Consider the following 25,585-nt stretch of genomic DNA (forward strand, 5'->3'; position numbering starts at 1 on the left):
TAAACTCCTATAGTTATTTGATGAATTTTATAGTGAACGGGTATTTGAAATATTCCCCCTCATTGGTTCTAATGGTGGCCAAAATGGTAAATACAATGTTTACAACGGCCAGGGCCACCTGCAAAAATCCTGATATGCCTACAGGCCATATAAGTCTTCCTAACCTAAAATCGTCGCTATCGATGTGAATGTTTAGGTTATTGAGGTCGCTCAACCCATGGAACCCGAAAAAGTTCCAATCGAACAAGTCTGGCCAAAATCCAATAAAGAATGGAATGGTGACCAAACCTGCCACGATGGAATAAAGCAACATACTAATTTGAAAATTCAGAGCCTGTTTGCCGTTGTAATCGACAAACGCATGCTCTTTTTTGTTGGCTGTCCATAAGATCAATGGAAGTATAAAGTTTCCAAAAGGAATAAAGTACTTCGAGAACATGGACGCGTGGATGATCGCGGATAAATTTCGTTCGTGTTTGGTGATTGTAGTTGCCATTTTTTGATTGATGTTTTTTGATTGTAAAAGGGTTAACCTATTAGCTTACCATGCAAATATATATCCAAAAGATGGTACTATGCAAAACAAAGTACTATAATTTAACATAAAATTAACAATATCAGGTAACATCTTTTTACCTATTTTTAGGCAGACTTAAATAAAGTATATGGCACTTACACCCAGTAAAATCAATATGTTCACTTTTATGAAGCTCCCTTCGGCATGGTGGTGCGGGGTGCGACTCAAGTATATTGATGATAAAAAAGCAATGACCACGGTAAAACATAAATGGATTAATCAAAATCCATTCAAATCCATGTTTTGGGCCGTTCAAGGGATGGCTGCCGAGCTAAGTACGGGTACATTGGTCATGAACGAAATACAAAAAAGCGGCAAAAAAGTGTCCATGCTCGTAGCGAACAACAAAGCCACTTTTACCAAAAAGGCTACGGGACGCATCAATTTTACCTGTGAGGACGGGGAATTGATCGCCGATGCCATTAACAAAACCGTGGAATCCGGTGAGGGGCAAACCTGCTGGATGAAAGCCGTAGGGGTCAACCAAGATGGGGTGGAGGTGTCCACCTTTCATTTTGAGTGGACCGTGAAAGTCAAGGCGTGATTTTGGTATAGGGTGAAGGTGAAAAAATTATAAATCTTCGTTGCTATAGAATTCAATTTCTTTTTTATAAGGAAATGTTTGTTCAAATATCTTTTCGTTTGTATCATGAAGGTCCTTTTCTAAAAGGGTATAATTGTTTTCAATTTTTTCAAAAATCCTGTAATTGTGCTTTTTGGTTTTTGGGTTTATTATTGAGTATTGTATTATTGTGCTGTGTCTACTCGTGGTAATAATTTGAAGGTTAATATTGTCAGCACCAACTTTTTTCGTAAAGTTTATTGGTCTTATTTTTCTTGAATTAATTTGTTTATTGCCATATACTTTTGTTCTTTCTTCCCAACATTTGAATAAAAGCTTTTCAACTCCATCCACCATCTCTTTAGGACAGTTTTTAATTTTTTCTAAATCTATTATCCTAATTTCAGCATCATAAATAGGGTAATTGGACATGCTTTCAGCTATTAATCTTATTTTATCTGTTTGGATTTGATGGACTAAGACTCTAAGATACCCCGAGCCCATAACTCTCTTAATAGTTTCACTTTGTAAATGATCTAATTTTTTTTGAGCCTCAATTAATTCATTTGCTAAGTCATTATTCTTTTTTTGTTCAGCTATCAATTGACTGTCCTTTTTCTGTGATTCTTTTTGGGCTTGAACCACATCCTCAGTTTTGGTTAAAACTTTTTTTTTGGATTTTTGAAAGTTCGATTTGGAGACTATCGCTTTTTTGGTCTGATTTTTTCCCATCAATATATTGCCATGCAGATACGATTCCTGCTAGTAATGCTACCAATACAATAATAATGGCAACCAAATAGTGTTTTGCTTCCAAAATGGAGTAGTTTTTTCGAAATTAACTATTTTAAAAAGATTTGCTGTCTTTGATAATGAAGTAGTTGTCAACTATTTTGTAACAAAACCTAAAACAAAACAACAGATAAATAAAACAACATTTAAAAAGCAATCAAAAAATGAACGCACACGAAATAGACTACCACATTTACGGCGAGGAAATGCAATATGTGGAAATAGAACTGGATCCACAAGAGGCTGTTGTTGCCGAAGCAGGGACTTTTATGATGATGGACCAGGATATTAAAATGGATACCATCTTTGGGGACGGTTCCAATCAAGATACCAGTGTTTTGGGCAAAGTATTCTCCGCAGGTAAGCGATTGCTCACCGGCGAGAGCCTTTTTATGACCGCTTTCTTGAACGTAGGTCAAGGTAAAAAGTTGGTAAGCTTTGCTTCGCCCTATCCCGGTAAAATTGTTCCCATTGACCTTTCCGAAAAAGGAGGGAAGTTCATCTGCCAAAAAGATGCTTTCCTGTGTGCTGCCAAAGGTGTTTCCATAGGCATCGAATTCTCCAAACGCTTGGGACGTGGTTTTTTTGGTGGAGAGGGTTTTATAATGCAAAAACTGGAAGGTGATGGAATGGCCTTTGTTCATGCCGGTGGGACCATGGCCAAAAAAACATTGGCACCTGGCGAGACATTAAGAGTGGATACCGGTTGTATTGTTGGTTTTTCCCATACCGTGGATTACGATATTGAATTTGTCGGGGGAATCCGAAATTCTGTTTTTGGTGGTGAAGGACTGTTCTTTGCTACGCTTCGAGGACCTGGAACCGTTTATATTCAATCGTTGCCATTTAGCAGGTTGGCCAGCCGTGTTTGGGCCGCTGCACCTCGAGGTGGCGGAAAAGACAAGGGTGAAGGCAGTATTTTGGGTGGTCTTGGGGACTTGTTGGACGGGGATAATAGATTTTAATCGTCAGGAGTCAGGAGTCAGGAGTCAGGAGTCAGGAGCCAGGAGCCAGGAGCCAGGAGCCAGGAGCAGCAGAGCGAGGCTCAATGTCATTCTGAACGAAGTGAAGAATCTCACCCGATATCTCAAATCTGAAATCAGAGATCTGAATTTTAAGTCTGAAAAAATCACTTCTTTTGTGCATATGAATTTCAACGACCTGTTCCATTTTCTGGAAGAATTGCAACAAAACAATAACAAGGAATGGATGGATGCCAATCGTAAATGGTACAAATCCCTTCGGAACGATTTCATTGCTTGGCTTGACGATTTGGATATGACCATGGCCCAGCTCCATGATGATTATTACCCAACTCCTGGTAAAAAGGGCATCAACCGAATCAACAATAATTTGATGTTCCACCCGAACAAGCCCATTTATAAGGATCATTTTGGTGCTGGATTGGACAAAGCGCCCAATTCTGCAGATTTTTATATCGAGATTGGATTAAAACATTGTTTGTTGGCCGGTGGTCGCTGGCGACCCGATTCCAAAACCCTTCGCAGTATCCGCGATGCCATTGATTACAATGGGGAGGAACTCCAGAAGATACTGGACAAGCCGTCCTTTAAAAAAATGTTTGGTGGACTGTACAAAGACGAAAAACTGGTGTCATCTCCCAAGGGCTTTTCCAACGACCATCCACATATAGAATTGCTTCGCAACAAAACCTTTGCTGTGGAGTACGGGTTAACAAAGAAGGATGTGCTTAGCAATGATTTCAAGGAAAAAATCGTTGAAGTTTACAAGGAAATGCTTCCCTTTCGTCAATATTTGAACCAAGCCGTTACCGTTTAATCCAACTCATCTGAAGCCTTGATTAATCGTGCCGACAGGTCAGGGCGTTCCATATCCTTATCATAAGGGAACATGGGCCTCATGATTCTTTTGTGGCCCAAGCGTTCTAGGTCTTGGTCGACCCCTCCAGGAGTCAATGCCATGATCCAGTCGCCTCTCATATTGTAAAGTTCGGGCACCAAATAGCCAATTTTAACCACGATGATGTCGGTTTCGCTCGGGATAAGCCCTAAGTCGGTAAAATCGGATTTCCTGTGATAGGGCTTCCTTTTTTTCGTCACGATAACATGTGCATTATCTACTTTTACCACGACCTCGGTTTCCGCATGTACATCACCCTGTTTAATGGCGGTAACTTCTCCAGTTAACATAAGAGGTGGAGCATACCTATCGTCTATTTCGGCACCAACAGGTGCACTTACTTCTCCACCCACACCGACTTTTATGGCTTCTTCTACCAATTTCGGTCCGGGAATGGATGCATAAATCAACGATTTTCCATCTGCGGCATGGAATTCTTCTCGTTTTAAAAGTTCCGTTAAGGTCCAGGTAACATCGCCAGCACCGCCTGCGGTGGGGTTGTCCCCCATATCACTTAACATAAAAGGTTTTTTATTGCTCGCAAGGGCAAGTTCCAACGCTTCTTCATATGATTTTGTGGGGGCCACGAACTCAAATTTTTCGCGGACATCCCAAAAACTATTGGCCAGTTTTTCTGCTCCTTTGGTTATCTGCTGTTGGTCGTCTCCTGTTACCATGACCACGGCATGGTTTCGCGGTTCATCGGCCCACGCGTAGCCTATCCATATGGCTGCATCGATAACACCTTCTTTTTGCTCCACTTCGGGCACTTTGGCATACAGACTTTTTCCAGGCTCTACTCGGGTACTCGTTTTTTCTCCAGGCAGTAAGATGGGCACTGGAATCCACGCTTTATATTTTGGTTTACCTTTTCCGTTTTCCAATCTGGTGACCAGGTTTTCCACGGCCCGTTTGCGCGATTCCGTGGCATCCTCGTGTGGGGCCATACGGTAACAAGTGATCAAATCGGAGTGTTGTGCCAATCGTTTGGAAACATTTCCGTGCAGGTCCATGGAAGTGGATATCAGTACATCAGTTCCCACCACTTCGCGGATTCTTTTGATTAGATCCCCCTCTGGATCGTCCAGTCCAACCACACTCATGGCGCCATGAATATCAAAAAATAATCCATCGTAAGGCATGTTTTCTTCCAACATTGTCAATGTTTTGCCCACCAATGACTCATAGGCTTCACGGGTAACTGTCCCTCCCGGCAACGATTTTCCCACTAAAGTGGGAACCCACTCGGCCCGTTGCCTCAAAGAAGAATCTGCCTCCATAAACGGGTAACGGTTAAATATGGAATCCCCGATTTTGGGATGAAAGGCTTCTTCATGGGTAAGGGCGGGCGAAAATGTACTGGATTCAATGCCCAGCCCTGCAATGGCTATACGGGGCAGTTTTTTTTCAGTGTTGTTCTTACAGCCTATCAGGATAACAATAAGGAATAGATAAACTAAGGGGTTGCGCATGGTTTGTGGTTTGGTTGGTTTCATCAAAGTATAAATATCGACATTATTGTGATGGTGTCAAAAGAAGTGCTTAATTCAGAATGATAAATGGATAAGGCCTATATTTAGAAAAAACTTATTCATTTTGGCCAACGACAGAATCAGGAACATACAACGGGAACTACTATCGGACAACTGGTATTCCCTTGAAAAAATCACTTTTGAATATTTACGTGACGATGGCATTTGGGAAAAGCAAATTCGCGAGTCTTATGACCGAGGCAATGGTGCAGCCATTCTTTTATATAATATTGAAAAGGGAAAGGTGGTACTAACGAAGCAGTTTCGAATGCCAACCTATGTAAATGGCAATGCCGATGGAATGATGATCGAGGTTTGTGCGGGTCTTTTGGAAAAGGGCAATGCCGAGGAAACCATTAAAATGGAGGTGGAAGAGGAGACAGGCTATAAAATTGACAGGGTTAAAAAGGTTTTTGAATCCTATATGTCACCAGGTTCGGTTACGGAAATACTCCACTTTTTTATCGGGGCTTATGAAGATGGCATGAAAATCGGCGAAGGTGGCGGTGCTGAAGACGAAACAGAGAACATCGAGGTGTTGGAGCTGGATTTTAAAAAAGCCATTGCTATGATGGAATCCGGTGAAATCAAAGATGCGAAAACTATCATGTTACTGCAATATGCCCAAGTTCAAGGGATTTTTGATCAGTAGTTTTCGTACAGTTTTTTTAAGGTAGTGTAGATGGTTTCCCTGATTTTTATGGAGGGTACCCTAAAATGGTTGTTCATAAAACTAAAGATGAGTAGTTTGCCCGATTTCGTTTTTACATACCCGCTTACATTGTAGTTGTTGCCAACAGATCCTGATTTGGCAAAAAGAAAAGCTTCTGTGGTCGGGTCTTCCCATTGTTCAACGGTGCTATCGGGTCCCCACATCGGAAAAATGGCGAATAGGCGTTCTTCCGGAATTTCCCTGTGTAATTTTTGAAGGATCTGTACAAAGGACCTTGGTGTGAACAAATTATATCTGGAAAGCCCCGAACCATCCACCCAGCGAGGTTGGTGTTCCAAATCCTTTAAGTGGTTTTCCAACATATAGCCAATGACTTTTTTAGTGCTCAGTGTATCGGAAATCATACCGGAGGCAGCCAACAATAGTTGTTCGGCCAAAAAGTTATCGCTTTCAAAAAGCATGCGTTTGTAAATGGAGTCCGTCTCAATGCCGTATAAAGTTTGCTTTTCGCCTTCGGGGACATGTGGGGTCAAGAAAATCTCATTTCCCGTGGCAGTTTCCAATAATTGCTTTATTAAACTATCGCTGGTCACATAAGGAACCTCCAAAGTATCTTGTTCCATTGGGGCAATGTAAAATTGATTGTGGAACTCTTCTCGTTTTATGACGGTATCCTTAACGGTAATTTGATTTTTGAAATTCTCGGGAGAAATCTTCAAACTGTCGTTGTTGGAAATGGTGACTACATTGCCGTAAAGTGGTATTGTAGATTTTTCTGGGGAGAAATAGGTGTCGTAATCTTCCCATGCCCAACCAGGTCCATATCGCTCTTCGCTATGGTTTTTGGTATAAAGTGCTATGGTTTCTTGATTTTGCAACCAACGTATTGCTGTACTGTCTTTAAAATAAGGATGCAACCAAGATGGGTCACCGGTTCCTTCTACAAATAACGTATCGTTGGCCACTATGTATTTTAAGGTCGGTATGTTTTTGGGGAGTAGTTTTAGGCCTGTATATAAGGTTGAAATCTTGGTATTGCTGGCAGGAGTAAAATATTTATCGCCATTACGGTTATAGATTTCTTTTTGGGTATTGGCATCCGTTATTACCAGACCATGAAATGAGTTCCCCAGATGATTATTGTTCAATTGGGAGTTGACCATCTTTTTGGTGGAATTACACCCAATCAAAAGAAATGAAATCAATAATAATTTAAAAATCAACAAGTTATATAGGTTCCTGTTTAATGGGTACATATGTGCAGTTCATCGATTTTAACAACAAGTTGTTCAATTTTTAACTGGAAATTGAGCTATGTAAACGGCTTTTTTAGTAATTTTAAAAACAACCTAATACCCAATTTAATCAAATTAGTATGCCTAGAGCTATGTTAGATTACACCAAAACAATCCTTCAAAAGGTGAGTTTTGATGTTAAACTCTTCGCTAGGGAACTCAAGAAAGCTATTTCGAGATTATTACCCAGTGAAGTGAACGAACTTAGAATCTGGTTGCAATTTTTTATTGTGGACAAACCAGAATTACAACCAACATTATTACTATTAAAAGCCTAAAACACTACCGAGAGCCGCTGAAAAGCGGCTCTTTTAATTTTTGGCCAAGGGACTGATGATTTTCACATCCTGAAACGCAATGGCACCACGAACAATACTTGAGATAACTTCTCTCAAAGCATCTGTTATTTGTATTTTCAGTTCACTTTTATGGTAGATCAAACTTATTTCCCTAGCTGGTACGGGGTTTTTAAAAGTTTTGAGGTTTGCTTTTTTGTCCTCTTCCAAATGAAGGGTGTTCAAATACGGCAGCAATGTCATGCCCATCCCTTCGTCGGCTAAACTCACCAAGGTCTCAAAACTTCCGCTTTCTATTTTAAATTGCTCTCCAAGTCTACTTTTTGAAGCTTTGCACAAGTTGATTACCCCTTCACGAAAACAGTGACCGTCTTGCAAAAGCAGGATATCGTTCACATCCAAATGTTCCGTGGTCAATTCAACCTCGGACGCCAATCGATGATTTTTAGGAACATAGCCCACAAAAGGCTCATAATACAAAGGGCGTTCTTTGATGAACTCGATTTCCAACGGAGTGGCCGCTATACCGGCGTCTAAATGTCCGTCCAAAATATTTTTGATCATGGTTTGCGTTGATTGCTCCTTAATGATCAGGTTTACTTTGGGGTATTTTTTAATAAAGGCATTTAAGAACATCGGGAGCAATGTAGGCATTACGGTAGGGATTATGCCAAGCGTATAATCGCCTCCAATGTATCCTTTGTCTTGGTCAACTATATCTTTTATGCGTTCTGCTTCGGCGACAATGTTCTTTGCCTGTGCCACAATTTTTTCACCAACCTCTGTAATGGATATGGGCTTTTTACTCCGATCAAAAATCAGTACGTCCAACTCATCTTCCAGTTTTTGCACCTGCATGCTCAGGGTAGGTTGGGTAACAAAGCTCTTTTCCGCGGCCAGAGTAAAGTTCTTGTGCTCGGCAACGGCTAGCACATATTGAAGTTGGGTAATCGTCATTCAAGTATAAGTTTATGGTATAAAAGTATAAAAAACTATCAGGCTAATCTATAGAAAAAAGGGAATCCTGAAAATGTAAACAGGCATAAAAACAAAAAGCCTGCAAACGGCAGGCTTTCTTTTGATTGATGATTTTTTTTGACTAGAACCGGATATTCATTTCCAAATCCTCATTGCCCACGGTAAACTTCGCACTATTAAATGTGGGTGGACCCATTGCCATATCGTTACCGGACATTCCATAGCTTTCTTTCGGCATTCCATTGGACTGATAATCCATACGGTTGTTTTCATTGGCATCGTGCATTGCCATAATGGCATAATTGCCAGGAGAGACATTGGTAAACGTCAAGGTTACTTTTCCATTTGTAATGGCACTTTGAAGGTTTTGTAGCCCCTGTCCTTTCATAAAGGTATCTTCGGTATGAAGGCCGGCCAATACTTTACCTTCATCGCTGGTTATGTTGTCAATGGTGATCGTAATGTCGATTCCTGGTTTTTCTTGTGCCATGGCGATGATACTCACAAAGAAGAAACTTAATGCTAGTGTTACAGTTTTCATAATGTTTGTTTTTGATGTTTTATATGCTTCAAAATTCATGAAGTAGCTGATCTTATAAAATTTCATCCTACCGAAATGTTGATTTTTTGGAGTGAACTGCAAAGTGAAAATTGCAATTCAATTCGGTTAGAAAAAACTACAATTGGGTATTTCGTTTTGGTTTGGCTCAATGCTGAAGGGGAAATTTGTGGCATCAATCAAAAACGAACGGTCATGAAAATCTTCAGCAATCTAATCACCTTATTACTATGCACGGGAACTGTTTTTTCGCAACAGTCCATAACAGGAAAAGTTACCGATGCCAAAAACAACCCGATCGAAGGGGCCAACATTTATCTGGAAGGTACTTACGATGGTGCTTCTTCGGACCCCAATGGAAACTTTAGTTTCGAGACTACCGAAGAAGGACTTCAAACGCTTATAGTTTCCATGTTATCCTTTGAGCCCCACCGCGAGGCCGGTGACATTGGCTATTTCAAGAATCTGCACATTACATTGATGGAGTCCGTGAATTCGTTGTCGGGAGTTACCTTGACGGCAGGTACTTTTGAGGCAGGGGATAATTCCAAGGTGTCGGTACTGAAACCGCTCGATATTGTTACCACGGCTGGGGCTGCTGGGGATTTTGTGGCCGCTTTGCAGACATTGCCCGGCACCACAACGGTAAATGAGGACGGCCGTTTGTTCGTTAGGGGAGGTACCGCAGGAGAGACACAGGTTTTTATAGATGGGCTGCGCGTTTTTCAACCCTTTAATGCGACACCGAACAACACACCTACCCGTGGTAGGTTTTCGCCCTTTCTTTTTAAGGGGATTTCCTTTAGCACTGGTGGCTATTCGGCCGAATATGGCCAAGCCCTCTCCAGTGTGCTATTGCTGAACACCACGGATGTACCTTTACAAGAGAAAACGGATGTTTCCATAATGAGTGTTGGCGGTGGTGTTGGTCATACAAGAATTTGGGGTGACCAATCGTTGAGCATCAACACGAATTATTTGAATCTTGCCCCATATGAAGCGTTGATTCCCTCTACCCAAGGAGTCCGTTGGAACAGTCCGTACGAATCTGTCTCTGGTGAAGCGGTTTTTAGGAGCCGAGGAGAAAAGAGCATGTTCAAATTGTACACGGGATTCAACCACACCAATTTGGATATTGAACAGGAGGATATCAATTTTGAAGATTATGTACGTTTCCGGCTCAAGAACAATAACCTATACTTTAATTCGTCCTATAAATACTATTTCGCCAACGACTGGAGCTTGACCTCAGGAGCTTCCATAGCTTGGGATTCCAATGATATTGAAATTGAGGAGGACAGGGTGGATATCGGGGAAACATCAATGCACCTTAAGGTAAAGGCCCGCAAAAATTTCAGTAATCGGTATGATTTGAGTTTTGGGGCGGAATATTTCCATACCAATTTTGATGAAACCTTTACCGATACGGATGTGGATGCTTTCAAAAGCGGATATTCTGATGGCCTGTGGGTGGCCTTTGCGGAATCCGATATCTTTTTGAGCAATAAATTCGCTATGAAACTGGGCGTTCGGGCCACCCATAGTAGTTTGTTGGATGGTTTTGAAATGTCACCTCGCGTGTCCTTGGCCTACAAACCAGGAGAAGAAGGCCAGTTTTCCTTGGCTTACGGCGATTTTTACCAGAGGCCGCTCTCCGATGTGGTAAAGTTTGATCAAGACTTGGAGATGGAGAAAGCATCCCACTACATTATTAACTACCAATACATCAACAACGGAAAAACCTTTAGAACCGAGTTTTATTATAAGGACTATGACCGTTTGATCAAATTTGATACGGATGTGCCACAGTTCAATTCAATGTATACGAACTCGGGAGGAGGCTATGCCAAAGGCATCGATGTTTTTTGGAGGGATAGTAAGAGCATTGATAATTTGGATTATTGGTTCTCTTATTCCTTTCTGGACACTGAACGCGACTATCGAAACTTTCCTGAAAAGGCAACTCCGAACTTTGCACCAAAACATAATATTTCATTGGTCACCAAATATTGGGTGGATAAGCTGCGCTCACAGGTTGGACTGTCGTATTCTTATGGATCGGGGAGGCCATATCACAATCCGAACAACCCTGGGTTTATGGAAGAGCGAACCAAATCGTACAATAATTTGAGTTTTAATTGGGCCTACTTGATCGATCAACAAAAGATCTTATACTTCTCCATAAGCAATTTATTGAGCATCATTAACGTCAGTAATTATCAATATACCGATGTCCCGGATGTAAATGGATTCTATGATCGAAGAGCGATCACGCCACCTGCGGATAGCTTTTTCTTTGTTGGGTTCTTTTGGACCATCAGCACCGATGGTAAAAGCAATCAATTGGACAACCTTTAGGTTACTGTTGCATTTTTAGATAGTAGTCCACAGAATGCTTTCCAGATCCATATACAATAAAGAACAGTGTGGCCAATAGCACAATAATGGACAACATAAGATTATTGGTGTTCATTTCGCCGAGAAAATTGGTCAGGATTGCACCAAAGATTATCGGTATCTGGGCAATAGCTGCCCATCGGGTAAGCAGCCCAACAACAATGAGTATACCTCCCACAAAATGGGCAGGAATCAAATAGTGAAGAAAAATCATGCCACCGGGAACCTCTTCGAACGGTTCGGCCAATCGCTCCATTTCTTCATAGTTGGTCATAAATTCAATGCCTTTTACAAAAAGAACAACGCCAAGCAATATGCGGATCAGGTCCAAAATAAGATAGGTATGGGCATTGGCCCATTTGTTGAGGTTTTTGATTAGACCCATGGCGATGAAGTTTAAAGGTTTAGTATATAAGTTACTCATTTATAGGTATATATAAAAGAGAATCCTTACAAAAGTCTATAAAAACCGTAGGAATGGTGTAATATAATGTACAAATGAACTTTAGGAGGCGTTCAAATTCAATTCCATTTGTATATCACTGCGGGCGTAAGGAGAAGCAATATTGGTCATTTCGCTGAATCCCAGTTTTTTGTACAAAGCTATTGCAGGTGCTAACTTTCGGTTGCTCTCCAAAAATATTTTATTGGCACCCAACCGTTTAGCTTGGTTAATGATATGTTGCCCCAATAGTTTTCCAATACCCTTGCCCTGGGCTTTTGGAGAAACTCCCATTTTGGAGAGTTCAAAATCATAACCCTCATATTTGCAGGGTATCAATGCACAGACTCCTACAGGAACATCATCACATAGGGCAACAGCGATATAACCGCCTTTGTCCAAAATATATTCTTTTGGGTTTTGGAGTATAATCCGGTCCATTTCCTCAATTTTAAAATACTTGATGATCCATTCCTCATTCAGGCTCCTAAAGGCATCTTTGTAGGCTTCCGAATAGGGAACAATTCTGTAGGATGAATCCATTTTGAGGAAATTTTGGAGATATCCCGTAAAAATAAACCGAAATACAGAACAATTGGTAAGCTGGAATCCAATTTTTTAGGAGTAAAAGTGACTTATCTTTCAATTTCAACTGCCGTTCAACGAAAAAATTATCTGTTCGACGATAAAATAATTAGATTTACATTAAGTTTAGTGGTAAAATTCTTACAAGTCCCAAATCTTGCGAATGAAAAACTTAAACAAATATCAACCTGTCCCAATCAGGAATATTAACCTACAAATCCCAATCGGCTATGGAGATAAAACTACCCCTGTTTTTTCAAACTACATTTCCGTCCCAATTTGAGCGTTATTTTTTTGCGCTATCGATCATTTTTTTTCTGGGCCTTACCTCACAAGCCCAAGAAGAGAATAATCCCTATGTGAGTTACGACGTCCCATTTCAAAACCTGCTAAAGTTCAACCGGTTTTTGATCAACCCCACCTTTTCTTCCATAAGGGAGGACAAATCTTATATAAACTTCTTTCATCGAAGTCAAAGTGCCGATTTCGAGAACAATCGCCAAAACTATTTTCTGAGCTATAGTGGTAGAATAAATGATAGGGTTGGGCTTGGCTTTAGTTTATATAATCAAAGTGAGGGGGTAATTTCCAATTTGGGCGTTATGGCCAATTACTCCCACGGCATACAGTTAGGGGAGGAAAGTAGCCTGACATTTGGTGTCAATATTCCCTATTATGTAAGTAGTTACGATCCGAGTAGAGCGGTTACCCAAGAAGAAGATCCTTTTTTGAGACAGGCTGAGGAAAGTTCCGTTATATCGTTTCAACCTGGCCTTAACTTGAGCATAGGTAAGTTCGATTTTGGTGTTTTTGCCCAAAATTTGGTGGACTACAATATAAAGTCTGGGAACTCCTTGACCAATTTGAATGAAAAAACCTTCTCTGGTCATATACAGTATGTGTATGAGTTCGAGAATGGCAAAGGTATATTTGAGGATAGCAGGTTAATGCCTTTGGCAAGAGCCCGCTTTAAGGGAAGTGAGGACCCGGTTTTTGGAGGAGGTATAATCCTTGACCTTCCCAAGTTGGGGTGGGTTCAGGGAGGATATGATCAGTTTTACGGAGCATCTGCTGGAACAGGTTTTAATCTAAATCAAAGACTGTCTTTTGGGTATAATTTTGAGAAAAGCCTGAGCAACAGCATTGCCAATCTTGGTGTGACCCACGAAATTTCCATTGCCTACTCTTTTGTGCCCAATCTTTCCAAAAACACCTTCGTTTCCAACGATGATGAAGAGAAAAAGAAGATTGAGAACTCTGCCGTAGCCGATGCAGGTAATAAAACCGAACAAACGGAGCAGAGCAGTAAGTTGGATGTAAAAACCACCTTGCGCCCATCCAACAAAGAAGACAGGGCATATTGGGAGGAGCGTGTAGCTCAACTTCAGGAACAAAAGGAAGATAGTTACGCGGTAATAGATGATTTGCTCTATAAAGTGGATTCCATGAAACAAAGTAGGGAAGCCGATATGGAGAAGCGCTTTGAGATGGTGATGAGACTGGTAAAAAGACATAATGGAGACCAGATTCCAGATATCGAAAGGAAAGCTCAAAAGTTGTACATGGCGGACAGTAAGGATTTAGACTCCCTTTATAATTCAATTGAAGCTTCGACTGCTACAGCTTTGGCAGAAAATACCCAAGTCGTTTCCAAAAAAGTTGAGAAGAAAAATGAAGGTAAATTTCATGGTGGAGCATTTAAGCCCATTGAGAAATATATCAATCTGGAAGGTGTAGGGCAAGGACATTATATTGTGGCCAATGTTTTTAAGAATGAGACATACCTTAAAAACTTTATGAAAGAATTAAAAGGTAAGGGATTGCAGGCACAATATTTTAAAAATCCGGATAACGGACTCAATTATGTTTATTTGGCCAAGTACCAAGAGAACGAGGCTGCATATGCTGCTTACAAATCTCAATTAAAGGGGAAATATCAGGATGAGATTTGGATCATGCATGTTGAAAACCCCAGATACTCCAATTGGGCCGATACGATGTTCCAGGATATTGAATAGATAATCAAGATTCAGTTTCTTTCATATGCTCGGCAATGCCCTGACTCCCTGGGTCCGACCTTTCTTCGAGTTCCGATATTATTTTGTGATGGTCGTCTGCTCGGGTCTGGGAAAGCTTGTAGGTAGCTTGTATGTCCGATATTAAAACCTTAAAGCCAACAACACCTTTTACTTGTCTCAAGGTTTTAGGAGATAGGTTTTTAAGAGAAATAGGTTTTTTGGAGCCCTTTTCATATTTGTCTACCAAACGGTGCATGGATGCCATGGTTTCTTCCTCTGTCAATACTATTAGGGTGCCATATACGTGAACGGCAATATAGTTCCAAGTGGGCACTTCTTCTTCCTTGTACCACGATGAAGATATATAGGCATGTGGACCATTGAAAATGCAAAGTACTTGGGCCTTGTCGTTAAAATATTTCCATTGCGGATTGGCCTTGGCAATGTGGCCCACTAAAATATCATTTCCCTCACCGTCTGTTTCCAGTTCAAGCGGAATGTGGGTTCCCCAAGGCTTATTGTCAACAGTATTGATTAAAATGCCAAAGCTGTTTTGCTGTAAAAAGTTCTTGACTTCAGCAATATCTTGATTGTTATAGTGTATTGGAATGTACATGGAAGTGGAGTTACCTGTGGGAGTATAAAAAGTTTAAAGATAATAAATATGATATGATGTGACTCCGAGGGTTAACAGGCAAAACATCTTCAACCTCAAAAAAAAGGCCCTGATTAGGGCCTATGTAAGTTGTTATGTGGACAAGACTACTCCATTGGTTCCATTTCTTCCTCGGCCTTTTTGGCTTCCATTTCAATTTTCTGAAGCTCCATCACAACTTCTGATGGGTCCCAATAACCATATTCCCTTACAATTTTGCCATCTACAAATTGATAGGTCAAATGTACAGGGATATCTATTTCTTTGTTGTTGGCGGCTAAGGTTCCTTTCCAACCCAACCAACAATTCACCCAAGTTTCGCCATCATCGGTGACGACCATTTCATATTCTGAGTTCTCATTTTGAAAGCTCCTGGACGAATAATTTGCATCTGTTTGTTTGTGATAATCCATAGCTTCGCTGGCAGACATTGGATTTTCACTGACATTGTAAAACGTTTTTGAGGTATCTGCATACATGCTTGTATCGAATGTTTTATTGTTGTAGTTCGATATCAATTGTTTTACTATATCAATTTCTGGTGAGTCCTGCGTATATCGAACAGGACCTTGTTGGCAAGAACTAAATACAAGTACTGCCAATACGCTTAGGAAAAGAATTTTTTTCATTGTTTTTGTGTTATGGTTAATTATTTATAGTGAAAAGCTCAATCAATGTATGACCTAAATTTATAGGTAGGTATACTTAACATCAGGGCATTGAGCACCTTGATCAATGACTACAATTATTGACTTAAAATAATTTTAGGGTAACTGGGGGAATACAACTTGCCTTATCCAATCCTCAAAACACAAATTTCAGTTGCAAGTAAAGGTCTAATTTAACTAGAATAAATGTTGGGCTGTAAAGGGAAATATGCTTTGCATAACCAACTATTAAATATAATAAAAATCTGTAAATGAGTGCCTTAAAAATGTTTCTATTTGCAAAATGAGTGTAAATCAGGATGATTTTCCTACAGAAACATTTCTTGCCTTTCCATTGTTGTAATAGTAAGATCGCGGCCATGGGGTTTACTTGAGCCGTTAATTAAATGTTCAACTTCAAAAAGAAGAAAATTTAAAAACCTGAATCTAGGTTGTTTTGTTCTCTTTTGAAGGGGTTCCCGATACAAACTACAATCCAGTCCCAAATATTTACAGTTCAGTAATCCTTCTTTTAAAAAAGGCTTTCGTCAATTCATCTTTGCGCTATCAATAATCATAAAACAACAGTCATGAAAAAACTAATTTTAACAATGGTGCTCTTGGGGGCCACATTTGTGAATGCACAGGATCGTTATTCCAAAGGAATGGAAAAGGCCTTTGAGCTATGGCAAAGCCAAAAGACAATGGAGGCATCCCATATGTTTGAGCGTATAGCTACGGCAGAGCCCGATAAATGGCTCCCTTACTATTATGTTTCGCAGATCAACACCATCATATCATTTGGAGAAAAGGATGAGGACAAACTGAGCGAACAACTGCAAAAAGCCAAGGAATTTTTGGATGTGGCCAAGACCATTTCACCGAATAATCCCGAGCTTTTGGTTCAAGAAGCACTCATTAACACCGCTTGGATTGCTTTTGACGGTGCAACCTATGGTATGACCCTTTCTCCAAAGAATGCACAATTGTATCAAAAAGCCATGGAATTGTCACCCAACAACCCAAGGGTAATTCTATCTAAAGCGGAGTGGGATATGGGGTCTGCCCGGTACTTCGGTAAGGATACCGCTCCATATTGCCAAGATGTGGAAAGGGCGTTGGAACTTTTTGCTACCTTTAAATCCGAAACACCATTTTATCCGACTTGGGGCGAAGAGAGAGCAAAAGAGATATTGGAAAGCTGTGGTAAATAAGAAATGATGAAACTCCTGATAAGAGAAGTTTTTAGGGCATTGGTAATAGGGGTGGCTATTTTTATAGTGTCCCTAATTATCTACTTTGTTAACGGTTGGGAATTCACTTTTCAGGAACTGTCCAAGGATTTTTGGGAAACCATTGTGTTTTCCACGATAATCTACCTCTGTAATGCCGCTTCTTTTATTATGCTCATGCGGAAATACGACAAAGAGCTGTTCACCCGCAAATACATTGGTTATGGTATCATTGGAAATATCCTGGCATCCATTATCGGAATCTTTTTGGCTCGTTTTGTCTTAAAGGTATGGATATACAAAGTAAGTTTTGGTGCTTTTATTTCGGCTGAAACCCCACGGGATTATTACTCTTCCTTTTTTATTGCAATGATAGTGGCCCTGTTGTTCTATGCGGCTTACTACTACAAGTTTTACAAGGAAAAGCAGGTAAAGGAGCAAAAAATAATCGCAGGTTCGGCATCTGCCCGATTCGATGCCTTAAAAAACCAATTGGACCCTCACTTTTTGTTCAACAGTCTTAATGTTTTGACAAGTTTGATCGATGAAGACCCGCAACAAGCTCAAAACTTTACCACCTCTTTATCCAAAGTATACCGATATGTGCTGGAGCAGAAAAACAAGGACCTGGTCACTGTGGATGAGGAATTGAAGTTTGCCCGAACTTATGTGAGACTTCTTAAAATGCGTTTTGAGGATAGTATCATTTTCGATATTCCCGATCATTGTTCCCAGCCCGAAGCTAAAATAGTACCGCTGTCGCTACAGCTTTTATTGGAAAATGCGGTAAAGCACAATGTGGTAACATCTTCCCGACCATTGCACATTAAAGTTTTTGAAAAGAACGATATGTTGGTGGTGAGCAACAACCTACAGGAAAAGCAAGTAGTGAAAAAGAGTAGTGGGGTAGGGCTACAGAATATAAAACAGCGTTACAATATTTTGACCGACCGCGAAATGGTCATTGAAAAAACAGAAAAGGATTTTAGTGTTTTTATCCCTATGCTTACCCAAAAATACACGGTTCTGGAGACTCAGGAGAGCTATATTGAGGAAAAACGCTATGCGAATGCCAAGGAACGGGTCAAGAATATTAAGGACTTCTACGGCAATCTTATGGCGTATTGCATTGTTATTCCTTTTTTATGGTGGCTCAATTTCCGCACTACGGACTTTTTATGGGCATTTTTTCCAACCATAGGCTGGGGCTTTGGGCTAACCGCGCACGGAATGGCCGCCTTTGGCTATAATCCATTATGGGGCAAACGTTGGGAGGAACGTAAGATCAGGGAACTCATGGATAAGGACGATTTCTAGAGCCAAATTTCCACTCCTTACCCTTCACCCTAGCCACTAACAATTCATCCTACAAAAATTACAGTTCGGGAATTCGTTTTTCATTTTACATGAAAGTATGGGGATATTTGACCTGTAATCAATTATAAAAACGAACAAATCATGGAAAACTTTGAAGAACAACGTTATGCAAGAGCAAAGGAAAGAGTGGAGCGCATCAAGTCTTTTTACTCCAATCTAACTGCCTATTTTCTGGTGATTCCATTGCTCGCTTACTTAAACTTTAGGACAACCGGTTTCCCCTGGTCCATTTTCCCGGCGATTGGATGGGGCCTTGGACTGGTAGGGCATTGGATGACAGCTTACGGGCAGAACCCTATTTTTGGAAAGGAGTGGGAAGAACGTAAGATTCAGGAGCTTATGAGCAATAAAGAATTTTGAGAATGAGTACTTTTAGCTATAACACCACATTAAAAAACAATACCATGGAGTCTTCAGATAAAGAGAACAAATATTTACGGGCCAAGGAGCGTGTGGAAGAGCTCAAAAAATTTTATGGGAACCTTACTTCCTATGTCGTGGTAATTTCGGGATTGGCCCTGATCAACTATTTTACCAACCATTTTGCCTATGCCTGGTTTTTATGGGCTGCTTTTGGCTGGGGTATCGGGATCGTTTTCCATGCCATTAAAACATTCGACCTAAACCCATTTTTTGGCAAACAGTGGGAAAAACGCAAAATAGAAGAGTTTATGCGCGATGATGAACAGAACAACAAATGGAAATAATCATGGAAAATTTTAATAAGGAAAAATATAACAGAGCCAAAAAAAGAGTGGACGAACTCAAGGGCTTTTATATTCATTCGGCCATTTATGTGGTGATAAACACCTTTATTTTGATCAATATTTATCTTAATACAGATAGTTTTTGGCAATGGGAGCATTTTATCACATTGATGGCCTGGGGCATTGGATTGTTGTTCCACGCCTCAAAAACCTTTGGATTCAACCCACTATTGGGCAAGGACTGGGAAGAGCGCCAGATTCAAAAGTATATTGACGAGGACAGAGAGGAAATGAACAAGTTCAAAAAGGATGGAGACAAATAGAAACTTGCTGAGGAGAAATGCTGAAAAGCGAGTTAAAGAACTCAAAGGATATTATAGTCACATCATCATTTTTGTAATCGTAAACGGTATTCTTTACCTCTTAAAAACGGGAGTTTTGAACTCCTTGTTGCCAGAAGCATTTCCAAAGGAATCTTATTATTACGACTGGATCAATGCCAATATTCTGATTTGGGGGTTGATCTTGTTGGTGCATACCTTGATCTTATTCAGGCATAAATTCACTTTCTTTAAAAAGTGGGAGGAGCGCCAAATTCAAAAATACATGGATGAGGATAGGAGCAAGGTTGATAAATATAAGTAGATTCCAAAGAAAATAAATTGACTTTTTACCTTTGAGCACTAACCAAAAACACAAACCATACCCACATGAATGTCCTGATCATTGAAGATGAAAAACCAGCAGCAAGACGGTTGTCCAGATTGCTCGTAGAATTGGAAATTGAAGTCTCAACCATGCTGCATTCGGTTGAAGAATCCATAGTCTGGTTCAAAGAAAATCAGCATCCCGATTTAATCTTTTTGGACATCCAATTATCGGACGGGCTTTCCTTTGAAATTTTTGATGAGGTCGAGGTAAAAAGCGCCATCATTTTTACCACTGCTTATGACGAATATGCACTCCAAGCTTTTAAGCTGAACAGCATCGATTATTTACTTAAACCCATTGAAGAAGAAGAGCTGGAAAGTGCAGTAAAAAAGTATCGGAATTTTAAGCCTGAAAACCGAAAAATCCCCATCGATTTTAACGACATAAAAAAGCTTCTGGTAAACCCTTTGGAACGTGATTACAAAAAACGATTTACAGCTAGGGTTGGGCAACATTTAAAAATTATAAATGCTGATGAGGTGGAATGTTTTTACAGCGAAAACAAAGGAACCTATGCTGCAACCTCCGATGGTAGAAATTATTTGTTGGACACCACTTTGGAACAGTTGGAAGAGGAATTGGAGCCGCAGACATTTTTTAGGGTAAGCCGAAAGTTCTATGTGAACATCAACCATATAGGAGATATCATTTCATACACAAATTCAAGGCTTCAAATCAAACTGAACCGTTTTAACGAGTACGAAGTCATTGTAAGTAGGGAACGTGTTAGAGACTTTAAGTTATGGTTAGAGTAACTGTTTTTAAAAAACTGAATTCCAATTTTTTAGTTAAAATAAAAAACCTACTATAAGTTTTCTTTATAGTGGTTTTTTTAAACCAAAACCTAATTTTCTTCTACCCGATTGTCATCAAAGGCCGAGGGTAGCAGTTTAGGTATCAATTTAATGAAAATTGGAAGAAGGATAGCTCCGCCAGGTAACATAAAAATTGCCAAAGAAGGAATGCTTTTAAAAATATCCAACAACTGATTCTGAACTTTTTTCTTTTCTTCAGCACTTAAATCCTTAACGGTTGACTTGGATAAAAGAGCAACTAATTCTCTGCTCTCGGTAAGTTCTCTTTTCAACCTTTTGCTATTTCTGAGAATGAGTTTACTAACATTTTTTGACATACCATCGTAGAACTGCACAGCTAAATTTTTGTTGCTTAAATAGGCTATTTTATCCTTATTTTTTTCGAAGAAATTTTCTACGAATTGTAGTTCCGATCTCACCTCTTTTTCCGACTTGCCAAGGTCGTTTCCCAAACCAAAAATATAGTCGGTTTCTGTGTAGTCCAAAGTCTTATCTTCCCATATCGTTAAGCAAGCCATATCCAAAAAATAATCCTTCTCGTTTTCGGTAAATTTTTGGGTCAATAGATCGGAATAATTGCCATCAAATTTTGCCTCATCCAGGTCTATATACGTTAACGAAGAACCCAACAATTGAATCAATTTTGCATCCAATTCATGGGTCTCTTTGGAGTTCAGTGCGTGGTATACAATATTAATGGTTACATACTCCAAAAGTTGGGCATGTTCCATAACGTTTTTTTTACCTCTTAGGTAAATTATAAATATGAGTATGTCAACATAAAGCAGCGAATTGGTCAAGCTATTTCCAAGAGCTCTACTGAAAGTATTATCGCTCAAATAAATTCTGGAATCTATTAGTTTCTCCAGCTGTGATTCCGTTTTTGAACCGGTCAATATTTTATTCAAAAAGGAAATCCGACTGACATCCAAAGATTGGTAATACTCAAAAACCTTATTGACGAATGCATCAAAATCCGTCTTTCCCACTTCAAAGGTATAGGTAAAGTACAAGGCAGTAAGAAGGTTGATCTTAGCAATTTCATCTTCACTAAGCGTATGCTCAACGGGTATAAACGAAGGTATGTTCAAGTGAACACCATAAATAAAGCCATTTGCTTTGAGTTGCCTGTACAAGCTGTTAAAGTCCTCGAAGTTTGAAGACTCTTGATCTACAAGGTGACCAAACTTATTGATCCAACCGGAGGCAGAAGGGTTCATTTAAATGAATTAGATGCCAAAGTAAAACAATTTCTCTGACTTTGTTTTTATGCCAAGTGAATCACTTCAACAAAATAGCGTTAAGATAATTTTAACATTTCAAAACCAAACCACCCCCTAAGAGGTTCCGTAGGTAGGGGTGAACGAAACTTAAAAAACAAGTAACATGAAAAAAACAACGAAATATCTATTAGGACTTGGATCCTTGGTAATCGCAGCCACCGTATTGGTATCTGCAGACCACATAGATGCGCCGTCGTCGGCAGGAACTACTGCGGACATTGCCGATTTTTATGCTTTTGAACCCACTGAAGGTTCCGACAACACCGTATTTGTGGTAGATCTTCAATCCGATGTTTTGCCAGAATTGGCGTATGGAACCTTTGACGAGGACGTACTTACCGAAATCAATATTGATTTGGATGGTGATTTGGTAGAGGATCAAGTAATCCAAGCTATTGCAAGAGATGGTAGGATGTACTTCTTTGGACCAATGATGCCTTCGCAAACCGGCCTGAGCAGCGAAGTATATACAGATGCTGCTTTGGGCGATGTGGAGATTTCAGGTGCCACCGCAATTGTAGAAACAACGTCGGATGGCGTATCCCTATTTGCTGGACCACGACAAGACCCGTTCTTTTTCGATTTTTTCCAGTTCAACGCTGTGATTTCTCCTGAGTTGGATTCTGCACCAAAAGGTTTTTTACCTCCAGAGGAGGCTGCGGACACCTTTGATGGAGCCAACACCCTTTCCATTGTAGTGGAAATTCCAAATAGTATGTTGGGGACGCCTACCGCTACCAATGCCCTTGGTCTATCAGTTTATAAGACTTGGGTGACAACAAACAGAAAACAATAAGAAACTTAAAAACGATATTATGAAACTAAGACAATCAATATATATAACTGCTCTAGTACTAAGCTTTGGTCTAGTAATTGGCTGTAGCAATGATGATAACGGAACCTATATGGATGAAGATATGATGATGGGCGATGATATGATGGGCGTTGATTTTACCGGAACATATGCGCAGGTGGATCATCTTGGTCGCCCAGGAATCAATACCACCCTAAGTTATGATATGGAGGGTGAAGCCAGTATTAAAGATGCGCACAATACCACAATTCCTTCGGAAATGAGCGCAGTGTTTCAAATGGGATTTCAGGCCAGATTGGAGCAATACCATGATGTATATGCTTTAAAATTGGGGTTGGATCCTGCAGATGTGGATTACGAAAACAACATTTTAGGATTGGATGCTGCAACCCTGACAACGGTTTTGGCTGCGGATGTTTTGGAAGTTGCGCCAGATCTGCCCACCACATATTTTAACCCAGGTACCGACCTTGATAATGATGGTAACCTACTGGTTCCGGATGGTGATGAAGTGGCCCTTACCGGAAGGCACCCCAATGATGATATTATAGATGTTTCCCTAATTCTATTTTTCGGGGGAATGGAAGGCGACAGGTTTAGTGGTCAGGACTTGGATGATGATGGAATGGCCGATTTACCAAGACTAACATCGGATGGTGTTGGGCTTACGGCCAATATTTCGACTACATTCCCCTATTTGGGAGCACCCGAGTAATTAATTGCTATGAAAGGGACGGGGGAAGGAAATCTTCCTTCCCCTTTTTTTTAATCTAATACAACAACAAGATGAAAACAACAATACAATATATCTTTTTACCAATAGCCTTATTGTTTTTGGCATCATGTCAGCAAAAGGAAAATGAATTTAAAACAGATAAAGAGGATTACGATCGTTTTCTCGCATCAGCACCAGTAAAACCAACCTCAAAATATTTTGACCTTTGGAATGGCAAAATCAAACCCGATAGTACCCAATTGCTCAGCTTGGGGAATGTTGCCGGTGAGTATAGCCGTTTTTTTAAGGCAACGGGCGATATCCAATATTTAAAAGATGCCGAGGAATCCCTGAAAAAGGCAGTGGAAATCGCTGCAGTGGGAAAATCGGGATACCTGAGGGCATTGGCCAGAAATTACATTTCGCAACATAGGTTTAAAGAAGCTTTGGTCCTCGCAAAAGAGGCAAGGGCTTTAGGAAGTGGAGAAAAGGAAACCCAGCGTTTACTTTTTGACCTTCACATGGAACTGGGAAATTACGATTTGGCAAATCAATATTTGGATAGTATCCAGAATATGTCCGACTTTGGTTATTTGATCCGTGTTGCAAAATGGAACGACCATAAAGGGGACTTGGACACTGCAATCCAATTTATGGAAAAGGCCATGGCTAAGGCCGAATCCTCCAAAAATAAAAACCTGTTGTTATGGTCCTATACCAACCTAGCTGATTTTTATGGTCATGCTGGGCGTATTGAAGACTCTTATAAGTTATATCTAAGTGCACTGCAAATAGACCCTCAAAATGCATATGCCAAAAAGGGCATTGCATGGATCGTGTACTCTTATGAGAGAAATGGCGAAGAAGCTCTCCGGATTTTGGACGCTATCATGCAAAAGAACAAGTCACCCGAATATTACCTGTTAAAAGCTGAAGTGGCTTCTTTTTTAAACAACGATATACTTCGAGTTCAAGCATTGGACGATTATTACAAAGTTGTTGCTAGCAATAAAAATTACGGTGACATGTACAATGCTTACAATGTGGATTTTCTGTTAAGTATGGATGTGGAACGAAAAGCTTTCGAGCTGGCACGGGAGGAGGTTCTAAATAGACCTACCCCGGAATCTTATGGCCTGTTTGCCTACAGTTTGCTTCATTTGGGTGAGAAACAAAAAGCGATGCAGGTTATTGAAGATCATGTAATGAATGCCACTTATGAGCCTGCCATTCTTCAGCAAGCTGCCGAAATTTATAAGGCCAATGGAAAAAAAGATAGGGTCAGCGAACTAAAGAATGAACTATTGTCGGCTGCTTACGAGCTCGGTCCAATTAAAGAGGCTCAAATACTAGGCCTTTAGTTTCCCCTTTAAAAGCAAGGTTGATGACCTAGTTGGTCTCAGCTTGGTTGTTGTTTTTAGGTACGCCATGGTTTTACTCCATGGCGTTTTTTATTCTTTGGAGATATCTTGATCGGTGTCTGTTTTTTCCTCCTGCAAAATTTCAATTCCTTTTTGGATGACCAAATTGGTCGGTATGGTTATCCGTTTGCCGTCGTCCGTACGCATAAAAAGATAAAATCCACTAATATCCTCAACTTTTCCGGTCCAATCAAAATCCTTGTCCATTACCCGTATTCTATCGCCCAAACGCAATGGGTGATTGAAAAACAGAATCACACTTGCCGTTAAATTTGAAAGGATGGACCATTGGGCCACAAAACCAACGCCCAAAATGGCCAAAATCGAAGATATAAAAACCGAAAAATCCTTGAAATCAACGCCCCATATCAAAGAAATGCCGATAAAAGCCAGAAGATAAAACAACAAGTTACTCAAGTAAAAAATAACTTTCCTGCTGTTCATGTCAATGGCGCTTGTTTTTCCGAAACGCCGAATAGCTCTTTTGCTCAAAGAGTTCAGAGCAATAACTAAAGCCAAAAGTACAATGGTGGATAAAATCTCGTATTTAAAGGGCATGGGGTCGATCATAACGGTTCTTAGTAAATTTGGATTAACTTATAGTTCTAAACTACGAATAAA

General features: G+C 40.1%; 29 protein-coding genes. 17 read left to right on the forward strand and 12 right to left on the reverse strand.

The window, feature by feature from the left end; translation table 11 throughout:
- Nucleotides 1-13: 13 nt before the first annotated feature.
- Nucleotides 14-496, reverse strand: a complete 483-nt coding sequence (locus tag J0X13_RS02690; RefSeq protein WP_127141525.1) for a DUF4870 domain-containing protein — start codon at nucleotides 494-496, stop codon at nucleotides 14-16.
- A gap of 169 nt (nucleotides 497-665) precedes the next feature.
- Between J0X13_RS02690 and J0X13_RS02695 the strand changes: the two genes are divergently transcribed.
- Nucleotides 666-1,121 (forward strand): DUF4442 domain-containing protein, encoded by a 456-nt coding sequence (locus J0X13_RS02695; RefSeq protein ID WP_207069926.1) that lies wholly within the window; start codon nucleotides 666-668, stop codon nucleotides 1,119-1,121.
- Nucleotides 1,122-1,148: 27 nt separating this feature from the next.
- Here the strand turns inward: J0X13_RS02695 and J0X13_RS02700 are convergent, their stop codons facing one another.
- Nucleotides 1,149-1,871 (reverse strand): hypothetical protein, encoded by a 723-nt coding sequence (locus J0X13_RS02700; protein ID WP_207069927.1) that lies wholly within the window; start codon nucleotides 1,869-1,871, stop codon nucleotides 1,149-1,151.
- Nucleotides 1,872-2,095: 224 nt separating this feature from the next.
- Between J0X13_RS02700 and J0X13_RS02705 the strand changes: the two genes are divergently transcribed.
- Together J0X13_RS02705 and J0X13_RS02710 are read left to right on the forward strand one after the other, a co-directional pair.
- Nucleotides 2,096-2,896, forward strand: a complete 801-nt coding sequence (locus J0X13_RS02705) for a TIGR00266 family protein (protein ID WP_207069928.1) — start codon at nucleotides 2,096-2,098, stop codon at nucleotides 2,894-2,896.
- Entirely contained in the window at nucleotides 2,838-3,731 is an 894-nt protein-coding gene (locus J0X13_RS02710) for a DUF2461 domain-containing protein (protein ID WP_313786245.1), read from the forward strand. Before J0X13_RS02705 ends, J0X13_RS02710 begins: the two co-directional genes overlap by 59 nt.
- Here the strand turns inward: J0X13_RS02710 and J0X13_RS02715 are convergent.
- Nucleotides 3,728-5,284: a M81 family metallopeptidase gene (locus J0X13_RS02715; RefSeq protein ID WP_207069929.1), complete on the reverse strand. Its 1,557-nt coding sequence runs from the start codon at nucleotides 5,282-5,284 to the stop codon at nucleotides 3,728-3,730. The genes J0X13_RS02710 and J0X13_RS02715 overlap by 4 nt on opposite strands.
- A 124-nt stretch (nucleotides 5,285-5,408) precedes the next feature.
- On the opposite strand from J0X13_RS02715, the gene J0X13_RS02720 reads away from it, so the two are divergent.
- Entirely contained in the window at nucleotides 5,409-5,996 is a 588-nt protein-coding gene (locus J0X13_RS02720; protein WP_207069930.1) for an NUDIX domain-containing protein, read from the forward strand.
- On the opposite strand, the gene J0X13_RS02725 is transcribed toward J0X13_RS02720, so the two are convergent.
- Nucleotides 5,990-7,180, reverse strand: a complete 1,191-nt coding sequence (locus tag J0X13_RS02725; protein ID WP_242535599.1) for a D-alanyl-D-alanine carboxypeptidase — start codon at nucleotides 7,178-7,180, stop codon at nucleotides 5,990-5,992. The two genes, J0X13_RS02720 and J0X13_RS02725, sit on opposite strands and share 7 nt — an antisense overlap.
- 212 nt (nucleotides 7,181-7,392) lie before the next feature.
- Here J0X13_RS02725 and J0X13_RS02730 point away from each other — a divergent pair, with 212 nt between their 5' ends.
- Nucleotides 7,393-7,590 carry a hypothetical protein gene (locus tag J0X13_RS02730; RefSeq protein WP_207027162.1) on the forward strand — a complete coding sequence of 66 codons (198 nt, stop codon included), beginning with the start codon at nucleotides 7,393-7,395 and terminating at the stop codon, nucleotides 7,588-7,590.
- 33 nt (nucleotides 7,591-7,623) lie between these two features.
- On the opposite strand, the gene J0X13_RS02735 is transcribed toward J0X13_RS02730, so the two are convergent.
- Complete coding sequence (locus J0X13_RS02735; protein WP_207069932.1) at nucleotides 7,624-8,565, reverse strand: LysR substrate-binding domain-containing protein; 942 nt, start codon at nucleotides 8,563-8,565, stop codon at nucleotides 7,624-7,626.
- A gap of 142 nt (nucleotides 8,566-8,707) precedes the next feature.
- A complete protein-coding gene (locus J0X13_RS02740) occupies nucleotides 8,708-9,127 on the reverse strand; it encodes a DUF2141 domain-containing protein (protein ID WP_207069933.1) in 420 nt (139 codons plus the stop codon).
- Between the two features lie 213 nt (nucleotides 9,128-9,340).
- Here J0X13_RS02740 and J0X13_RS02745 point away from each other — a divergent pair, with 213 nt between their 5' ends.
- The gene (locus J0X13_RS02745; protein ID WP_207069934.1) at nucleotides 9,341-11,503 is read left to right on the forward strand and encodes a TonB-dependent receptor; all 2,163 of its coding nucleotides are present in this window, start codon (nucleotides 9,341-9,343) and stop codon (nucleotides 11,501-11,503) included.
- Nucleotide 11,504: 1 nt separating this feature from the next.
- Here the strand turns inward: J0X13_RS02745 and J0X13_RS02750 are convergent, their stop codons facing one another.
- Nucleotides 11,505-11,927: a DoxX family protein gene (locus tag J0X13_RS02750; protein WP_207069935.1), complete on the reverse strand. Its 423-nt coding sequence runs from the start codon at nucleotides 11,925-11,927 to the stop codon at nucleotides 11,505-11,507.
- Between the two features lie 120 nt (nucleotides 11,928-12,047).
- Nucleotides 12,048-12,527, reverse strand: a complete 480-nt coding sequence (locus J0X13_RS02755) for a GNAT family N-acetyltransferase (protein WP_207069936.1) — start codon at nucleotides 12,525-12,527, stop codon at nucleotides 12,048-12,050.
- A gap of 272 nt (nucleotides 12,528-12,799) precedes the next feature.
- On the opposite strand from J0X13_RS02755, the gene J0X13_RS02760 reads away from it, so the two are divergent.
- Complete coding sequence (locus tag J0X13_RS02760) at nucleotides 12,800-14,587, forward strand: PorP/SprF family type IX secretion system membrane protein (RefSeq protein ID WP_207069937.1); 1,788 nt, start codon at nucleotides 12,800-12,802, stop codon at nucleotides 14,585-14,587.
- Nucleotides 14,588-14,591: 4 nt separating this feature from the next.
- Here J0X13_RS02760 and J0X13_RS02765 read toward each other — a convergent pair whose 3' ends face one another.
- Nucleotides 14,592-15,203: an FMN-binding negative transcriptional regulator gene (locus J0X13_RS02765; protein ID WP_207069938.1), complete on the reverse strand. Its 612-nt coding sequence runs from the start codon at nucleotides 15,201-15,203 to the stop codon at nucleotides 14,592-14,594.
- A 146-nt stretch (nucleotides 15,204-15,349) separates the two neighbouring features.
- Nucleotides 15,350-15,871: a nuclear transport factor 2 family protein gene (locus J0X13_RS02770; RefSeq protein ID WP_207069939.1), complete on the reverse strand. Its 522-nt coding sequence runs from the start codon at nucleotides 15,869-15,871 to the stop codon at nucleotides 15,350-15,352.
- A gap of 608 nt (nucleotides 15,872-16,479) precedes the next feature.
- Here J0X13_RS02770 and J0X13_RS02775 point away from each other — a divergent pair.
- The 7 genes from J0X13_RS02775 to J0X13_RS02805 all read left to right on the forward strand — a co-directional run bounded on the left by J0X13_RS02775 (nucleotide 16,480) and on the right by J0X13_RS02805 (nucleotide 20,671).
- Nucleotides 16,480-17,103: a tetratricopeptide repeat protein gene (locus J0X13_RS02775; RefSeq protein WP_207069940.1), complete on the forward strand. Its 624-nt coding sequence runs from the start codon at nucleotides 16,480-16,482 to the stop codon at nucleotides 17,101-17,103.
- Between the two features lie 6 nt (nucleotides 17,104-17,109).
- Nucleotides 17,110-18,438: a 2TM domain-containing protein gene (locus J0X13_RS02780; RefSeq protein ID WP_207069941.1), complete on the forward strand. Its 1,329-nt coding sequence runs from the start codon at nucleotides 17,110-17,112 to the stop codon at nucleotides 18,436-18,438.
- A 141-nt stretch (nucleotides 18,439-18,579) separates the two neighbouring features.
- Nucleotides 18,580-18,858, forward strand: a complete 279-nt coding sequence (locus tag J0X13_RS02785; RefSeq protein ID WP_207069942.1) for a 2TM domain-containing protein — start codon at nucleotides 18,580-18,582, stop codon at nucleotides 18,856-18,858.
- A 2-nt stretch (nucleotides 18,859-18,860) separates the two neighbouring features.
- Entirely contained in the window at nucleotides 18,861-19,205 is a 345-nt protein-coding gene (locus J0X13_RS02790; RefSeq protein ID WP_207069943.1) for a 2TM domain-containing protein, read from the forward strand.
- A 2-nt stretch (nucleotides 19,206-19,207) separates the two neighbouring features.
- The gene (locus J0X13_RS02795; protein ID WP_207069944.1) at nucleotides 19,208-19,528 is read left to right on the forward strand and encodes a 2TM domain-containing protein; all 321 of its coding nucleotides are present in this window, start codon (nucleotides 19,208-19,210) and stop codon (nucleotides 19,526-19,528) included.
- On the forward strand, nucleotides 19,515-19,850 hold the full coding sequence (locus J0X13_RS02800; RefSeq protein WP_207069945.1) for a 2TM domain-containing protein: 336 nt from the start codon (nucleotides 19,515-19,517) through the stop codon (nucleotides 19,848-19,850). The genes J0X13_RS02795 and J0X13_RS02800 overlap by 14 nt, the downstream gene beginning before the upstream one ends.
- 65 nt (nucleotides 19,851-19,915) lie before the next feature.
- Nucleotides 19,916-20,671: a LytR/AlgR family response regulator transcription factor gene (locus J0X13_RS02805; protein ID WP_207069946.1), complete on the forward strand. Its 756-nt coding sequence runs from the start codon at nucleotides 19,916-19,918 to the stop codon at nucleotides 20,669-20,671.
- Nucleotides 20,672-20,760: 89 nt separating this feature from the next.
- Here J0X13_RS02805 and J0X13_RS02810 read toward each other — a convergent pair whose 3' ends face one another.
- Nucleotides 20,761-21,951, reverse strand: a complete 1,191-nt coding sequence (locus J0X13_RS02810) for an LETM1-related biofilm-associated protein (RefSeq protein ID WP_207069947.1) — start codon at nucleotides 21,949-21,951, stop codon at nucleotides 20,761-20,763.
- Nucleotides 21,952-22,117: 166 nt separating this feature from the next.
- Here J0X13_RS02810 and J0X13_RS02815 point away from each other — a divergent pair, with 166 nt between their 5' ends.
- The 3 genes from J0X13_RS02815 to J0X13_RS02825 all read left to right on the forward strand — a co-directional run bounded on the left by J0X13_RS02815 (nucleotide 22,118) and on the right by J0X13_RS02825 (nucleotide 24,904).
- Complete coding sequence (locus J0X13_RS02815) at nucleotides 22,118-22,810, forward strand: DUF4331 family protein (protein WP_207069948.1); 693 nt, start codon at nucleotides 22,118-22,120, stop codon at nucleotides 22,808-22,810.
- Nucleotides 22,811-22,829: 19 nt separating this feature from the next.
- Nucleotides 22,830-23,543, forward strand: a complete 714-nt coding sequence (locus J0X13_RS02820; RefSeq protein WP_207069949.1) for a DUF4331 family protein — start codon at nucleotides 22,830-22,832, stop codon at nucleotides 23,541-23,543.
- A 71-nt stretch (nucleotides 23,544-23,614) separates the two neighbouring features.
- A complete protein-coding gene (locus J0X13_RS02825) occupies nucleotides 23,615-24,904 on the forward strand; it encodes a tetratricopeptide repeat protein (RefSeq protein WP_207069950.1) in 1,290 nt (429 codons plus the stop codon).
- A gap of 90 nt (nucleotides 24,905-24,994) precedes the next feature.
- On the opposite strand, the gene J0X13_RS02830 is transcribed toward J0X13_RS02825, so the two are convergent.
- Nucleotides 24,995-25,534, reverse strand: a complete 540-nt coding sequence (locus J0X13_RS02830) for a mechanosensitive ion channel family protein (RefSeq protein ID WP_207069951.1) — start codon at nucleotides 25,532-25,534, stop codon at nucleotides 24,995-24,997.
- Nucleotides 25,535-25,585: the final 51 nt, after the last annotated feature.

Origin of the sequence: [Muricauda] lutisoli (nom. illeg.) (genome assembly GCF_017313105.1) — a bacterium.
Taxonomy (GTDB): domain Bacteria; phylum Bacteroidota; class Bacteroidia; order Flavobacteriales; family Flavobacteriaceae; genus Flagellimonas; species Flagellimonas lutisoli.